The organism is Flavobacterium jejuense (genome assembly GCF_006491595.2).
Taxonomy (GTDB): domain Bacteria; phylum Bacteroidota; class Bacteroidia; order Flavobacteriales; family Flavobacteriaceae; genus Flavobacterium; species Flavobacterium jejuense.
The window spans coordinates 217935-224815 of sequence record NZ_VEVQ02000008.1 but is presented as its reverse complement, the minus strand read 5'-3'; the positions used below and the strand labels follow the sequence as shown (position 1 = coordinate 224815).

The 6881-nt window shown below is 31.8% G+C and carries 4 protein-coding genes; all 4 read right to left on the bottom strand.

The window, feature by feature from the left end:
• Positions 1-672: 672 nt before the first annotated feature.
• The 4 genes from FIA58_RS13610 to FIA58_RS13595 all read right to left on the bottom strand — a co-directional run bounded on the left by FIA58_RS13610 (position 673) and on the right by FIA58_RS13595 (position 6878).
• Positions 673-1122, bottom strand: a complete 450-nt coding sequence (locus FIA58_RS13610; protein ID WP_140963029.1) for a hypothetical protein — start codon at positions 1120-1122, stop codon at positions 673-675.
• A gap of 91 nt (positions 1123-1213) precedes the next feature.
• Entirely contained in the window at positions 1214-4081 is a 2868-nt protein-coding gene (locus FIA58_RS13605; protein ID WP_140963028.1) for an alpha-amylase family glycosyl hydrolase, read from the bottom strand.
• Between the two features lie 50 nt (positions 4082-4131).
• Positions 4132-5253, bottom strand: coding sequence for a SusE domain-containing protein (locus FIA58_RS13600; RefSeq protein WP_140963027.1), 1122 nt, complete (start codon positions 5251-5253; stop codon positions 4132-4134).
• A gap of 29 nt (positions 5254-5282) precedes the next feature.
• On the bottom strand, positions 5283-6878 hold the full coding sequence (locus FIA58_RS13595; protein WP_140963026.1) for a RagB/SusD family nutrient uptake outer membrane protein: 1596 nt from the start codon (positions 6876-6878) through the stop codon (positions 5283-5285).
• Positions 6879-6881: the final 3 nt, after the last annotated feature.

The window sequence follows — 6881 nt, the reverse complement described above, 5'->3', positions numbered from 1 at the left end:
TGTCTTTTTGTTACATATAAACCGTTCTTTTTTTATAATAAAAAGTATAAAAAACACTAAAAGGTTGGTTAAAAGGCTTTTATTTTTTTCTGCAACAAAAATAGAACCAAGCTCTTTTAGATTTTTATTTTTTTTCAACTTTAACTATGTTTATAGAAAAACTATAGTTTGTGTTAAAATTTGGTTTATTGGATTTTGAGAACCTATTCTTTTTTAGAGAATAAAGTTTCTGAAAGAAAAAAAAGGTATAAATAAATGTAGTATACTATAAAAAATAATTCAATTCTAAACTGTATATAAAAAACTACAAGACATAATGATTTAGACAATTCAATCCTGATAGCGTGGATTTGAAAGCCTTGGCCATCACCCTAAATCAAAACAAATATCTAAGACTTATAATACAAAATCATTAACTAGGGAAGCAAAAATTTCTTTATTAATAAAAACCTCCCCTTATGTAATGACTTTTAAGTTCCTCAAAAACAATTAAATTGCTTAAAAGAAAAACCAAGGTAAACGTTTTAAACTTGTGACAAAATATTTTTAGAAAAAAAATTGTCACAAAATTATGTGACAAAATAATTGTGACAAAATAATTTGTCACAACTTTAATTGTCACAACTTAAAAAAAAATTAAAAAAGTTGAACTATTCATTCTGCTAAACATTACTACTTCAAAGGTCGTAACGTATTACTATACGTGATTGAAAAATCGGCAGTATCGTCTTTATACTCCTTCATTAGATAAATAAATTTGTATTTTTTGGCTTTATCAGAAGGGATTATTAGTTGCTTTTTAGTAAATTGGTCATAAATAAGCAACTCATTTTCATTAGAAAAACTAAAATAATCGGCTAATTTAGTGTTTAAGTTAGTAATTGGGTAACTAGAGTAAACCGATTTATCTCCTTGTTTAACTGTTATTTTTTCACCTTTAAAACCTTGGGTTAACAACAAAACACTCTTATTTTCAGCTGTTGCCTTATTCTCTTTTAAAAAGATTGTTTTTTCTTTAGCAGAGACACTTTTAAAATCATCTCTATATTGCGTTGAAACATCACTTGACTTACATCCTATTAGCAAGAAAAACAAAACTATATATAAACTTAATTTCATCATATATTACTAACTTAAAATTTAATTTTATAGTATAAAAAAAGCACCTTTTTTTTCAAAAAGATGCTTTTTTAGAAAACTAATCTAAATCAAATTATTCTTTAACAAATTTTCTCTTAACCGTTTTGTTGTCTGCATTAGTAATTTTAATAAAATAAATTCCCTTTTGAATTTCATCTATATTTAAACTCTGATTAGCGACTACTGCTGCAAAACTTTTAACAAGTTGACCAGTAATAGTATAAATCTCTATTTTTTTTGAATCTAAAGAAATAAACAAACTATTTTCAGCAGGATTTGGATAGACTACTACTTTTTCATCATTTTCAAATGTAGTAACACTCAACGCACTCGGTTGGTTTCCAAATATTCTAAATTGACCTGAAGGAATAGTGATTGGTGTAGCCGTATTAGTTACATTATAAGGAGTGTCGTCCATTAAATCATACCATGCTCCTGTATATGGAAAATCAGGAATTATACTTAAATCAGCTACAGAAAAATTAGCTAAAATAACTACGTTTTTCAATTGAGTTGTAGGTAAACTATTATCGTAAACATAAATTCTTTGCTTTATGTTATTTCCGTCTGGACTAATTGTATAATCTCCATTAAAAACAGCTTCCGTAGTTTTTAAATTAATTAAACGAGCATATTTTTGATAAATAAGGCCTCTTATTGGATCACTTAACCAGTTTTCAGCCCATTGAGGTTGTGGTTTTGTATCTAATTTACAGTCACCCGCAATTGCATCAGCTTCTGTATTAACACTACCGTTGTTACACGTATAAATGGAGTCGTCCATTCCTAGTTCTTGAAAATGCCAAATCATTTTTGGTCCTGGAACCAAAATACTTGTTGCACCTATTGCTCCTACTCTATTCAATGCATTAGTTAAATTCCCATTTACTGGATTAGCTCCAGCACTATTACCATATGTAACCGCTTCATACATTAATCGATCTTTATCATGACTTTCTGGATAGCCTATTAGCCTCTTACCTGTAAAACCTCTACTCACATGTCCCATTCTAGAAATATCAGCATTTGTAGAATACCCCATGGCTAATTGTTTATAAGCTTCATGCAATTCGCCCCACATCATAATTCCTTTACCTTCAGCAATTTTATAATTCGCCCATTGTTGTTCTTCCGAATCCGAACCTAAATGTTCAAAAATCGCATAATGATTAGGATCTAAGCTCCAAGAATAATCCACATATTCTTTTAAAACATCCACCCTATCTTGTTGATAATCATTGGTACAACCTTGATCACTTGAATTACAATTTTGCGTAAATCCTTTGGTTAGATCCCAACGGAAACCATCAATTTTAAAATCGGATATCCAATGTTTCAACGTTCTTTTTACATAAGCTCTAGTGTAATTTGAAGCATGATTAAAATCTTCTCCAACACTATAAGTATGTCTTGCCACAGTATTGAAATACGGATTTTCAGTACTTGGGCTACCCCAACCGTCTCCATCAGGATCATTCATCCACATTCTAACCATAGGATTTCTTCCGAAAGCATGATTAAAAGCAATATCTAAAATCACAGCAATTCCATTTTGGTGACAAATGTCCACTAGCTCTTTAAATTTATCTTCTGTTCCATAGAATTTATCTAAAGCCATATGAAAAGAAGTGTTGTAACCCCAGCTTTCATTGCCTTCATATTCCATAACTGGCATTAATTCAATCGCATTAATCCCTAAATCTTTAAGATATGAAATTTTGTTTATCACATCTTGATAATTTCTATTAGCATCAAAATCACGCACTAATAGTTCATATACAACTAAGTTGTCTTTATTCGGTTTTATAAAATTGGTCACCTGCCAATTGTAAGGAGTCTGTCCTGTTTTCAAAACCGTAACTTCTCTTTCTTGTCCGGCTGGATATATCGGTAAATTAGGATATGAAGCTGCTGGAATATAAGGATCATCAAATGGAGACAATACTACAGTAGAGCAAGGATCTGCCACTTTTACTATAGCTGGAGAATTAGCTATTGGCGTTTCATCCACTACCCAATATTGATAGGATTCTGTTTGTGTTGCAGTTAAACCTGTTAACTCCAACCAAAATTTTCCAGAAATTGGGTCTTTCTTCATGGCATAAGTTGCAGAAGGTTGCCAATTGTTAAATGAACCTGCTACATAAACAAAATCTTTCCCTGGAGCTTCTAAAACTAAAGTCGCTTTGGTATTATCAGAACCATTATAATTAATACCATCTTCTAATCCATTAGGCAAAATTTCACTAACCGTTCCAGGATTAATTACTACCGAAAAAGTTTTTGTTTGCGTCACTGTACCTTGCGTAATATCTAATTCATAATTCTGATTACTTGTAATTCCTGTATGATTAAAAGAATAACTAGTAACAGCATTCATAGTATTAATAGAAACACCATTCGCTTTCAAATTATAGTCAGCATTTCCGTTATTATTAGTAGCAGTCACTAATAAACTCCCTCCTGAATTTAGAATTGTAGTTGAATTAAGTCCTGGTGCAGTCAAAGTAGAAGAAAAAACACCTACCTCAACTAAAATATCTTGAGATTTCTTATCCCCTGTTCCATCTTTAGCCTTTACCAAGAAACCAATTCTTCCTATTCCAGTTCTTGAATAGAAAGTGTTAGGTACAAAGGAAATACTGTACGTATCATTTCCTGAATTATATGTCAAACGATTCGTTTCACTTGAATTGGTCCATGAACCATTTGTAGGACAATCTTGAATATTAGTATCATTACTATCAAACGACCAAGCCCATAAATACAATGCATTACCGGCAATTCCCCATGTAGCTTCGTTAACAGAACTTCCATTTATGGTAATGGTGATGCTTTGATTTTCTTCAAAAGAAGTAGGAGTAACGGAATAGGTAACGCTTTGTTGTTGCGAAAAAACTTGTGTAAGAAATAAAACAAATAGAAAAGTAATTTTCTTCATTATTTATATGTTTAAAAAAGGCTACCTAAGTAGCCTTTTTAATTAAAATTTTATTGTAAAGTAAGTGTATAAGAATATTCTCTGGGATTTGAAAAATCCAACTCCACAAAATAAGTCCCGCTAGCATTAACCGCAATATTACCACCACCAGCATTTAATAGATTATCAGATGTATCGTCGTCACCAAAATTTAATGCCCATGCATTATTAGCCCTAAACTTAATCTCATTACCTCCTGTTAAATTAATCGTTATTTCCCACTTTTTTGTAGTTTGATTATAAGTCATATCATGATCTTGACCGTCTGTTCCTTCGGGACCTGAAGGCCAAGACAAAGGAGTTGCTGAACCTGTAATTGCCCAATTAGTCAAAGTAGTTGAATAAGTCAACCCATTTGGATTGTCCGCTGAAACTTCTCCTGTATTAGCTTTTACATTATAGTAACCAGCTCCATTCAATTGACAATTTGACTCGCCTGTTTGAACTAATACACCTGAAAAAGAACCATCATCACCATAATCACCATCAAAACTTATATTTGTTGGTAAAAATTTAAATTCATTAGAAGTTCCATTCATATATACATATCCTTCAAAATCAGTTTTACCGAATGCAGAAGCTGCAATTGGAACTGCATCAGCTGCTGTCCAATCGTTTCCATAACCACTAGATGATAAAAAATTCCCAACAACATATATTTTAGGTAGATCTGTAGAATAAGGTGTAACTAAATAAGTAATAACATCTGAAAAAGATTCATTAGATGCGGTAGTTCCAACTGTAGCTTTAATTCTGATTTCTAATCCACCCTCAGAGAAAGGAACTAAACCTACTCCAACTGATGCTGAATTTAAAACATCTGATGTTATTGTTACATAGTTATTTGTTGTAGAAGTAATTACAGTAGGTGTATCGAAATTATCACCACTTTTATCAACTTCAACTGAATATGTTATTTCTGTTGGTGTTCCAAAGTCAGCTTTTGACCAAGTCAATGAAACTCCAGGATTTAATGGCGTATCCGGGTTTAAAACCGAACTTTCACCAGAAACTGGTGATAATATTTCGAAAGTTGCTTCAGGTTGTAAAAACATAAGATCTTGCTCATCTTCACAAGAATTTAAACTAAAAATTAGTCCCAAGGCAAATAATGATTTATATATATTTTTCATTTTTTTTTAAATTTATAATTAATAGTGTACTAGTATCCAGTATTCTGAGTTAAATTAGGATTAGATGCTAATGAAGCTGTTGGAAGAGGAAAAACTCTTAAATTATTCGATAAAGCAATACCATTTGATCCATTTCCTTTCCAAGCCCAATTATAGCTTCCTCCTGTAAATTTCCCAAAACGGATTAAATCTTGTCTTCTATGCGATTCCATATATAATTCTCTTGCTCTTTCATCAATAAGAAAATCCAAATCTAGATCTCCCATTACTATGTTTGCAACAGTTGAGCTATTATTTGCTCTTTCTCTCAACATGTTTACGTAAGTTAAGGCTTGAGACATTGTAGCGTTAGATGCTCCTCTAACTGCACATTCAGCATACATTAAATATACGTCCGCTAAACGGAATAAAGGAAAATCTGTATCTACAAAAGTAGAATTTGACCCTACAACACCTGTTGACGAAATATTTGAGTATTTTCCAAAAACATAGCCTTGATTTCTATCTGCTATATTTGTAATTTCTATATTTCTATTTGCTGAAATAATCGTATTTCTTGCATCATTATTAAAAGCAGGACCATCAAATAAAAGTGAAAATTGTTTTCTTAGCCTTATAGCTCCTCCCCATCCACCAACACCGAACGAACTTCCGTTTTCTTCTAGTGAACCAACTTGTCCATTACAAAAAACAGTTGTAGGTCCATAATTTTGAGTAGTAACAGCATCAGCTTGAAGAGTAAAAATTAATTCAGAAGAGCCATCATTATCCTTTTTAAAATTATTTAAATAATTTGGATTTAAAGTATATCCACCAGCAATTACTTCATTGCATTTTGTAACACAATCAGCATATCTATTTTGACCTATGAATACTTCTGCGTTTAAGTATAATTTTGCTAAAATCATATTAGCAACCCCTTGATCTAATCGACCATATTCATTTGCCCTAGGAGCTTTCAAACTAGGAAAAACAGCATTAATCTCAGATTCAACATAATCGAACAATTGTTGTCTATTATATTCTGGTCCTTGAAAATTAATTGGATCATTTTCTGTAATAAATGGTGCTTTTCCAAATAAGTCCATTAAGTTGTAATAAGCCAAAGCTCTTAATACTCTAGCTTCACTTCTATATAAACTTATATCTGCTAACTGACTTGCATCAGTTATACCTCTTGCGCTAAGCTTCTCAGAAGTTGATTGTCTTAAAAACTCATTTACCAAAGCTACCTCAACCATAGTTCTACTAAACATCCCCAAAAGAATTGGATTTTCAGCAGACCAAATATTACGTTGCAATTCTCTAGTACCAGGGTCGTTTTCATAACTCCAGATAACTTGATCAGTAGTTAGATCTTGTAAATACCACAAACATCTTCCATATTGACTTGTACCTGCATCCACTCCTTCAAGAAAAGATGATTCCGCTCCTCCTGTACCTGTTAATGATAAATTCCCATAAACTCCTGCTAGAGCTTGTTTGTAAGCACCTGGTTGTGAATAAAAGTTATCAGCAGTAAAAACATCATCATCCTCTGGAGACACATTCAAGTCATCTGTACAAGAGATGAACATTGAAAGTAATCCAATGAACGCTAAAAAGTTAAACTTAAAATTTTTCATAAT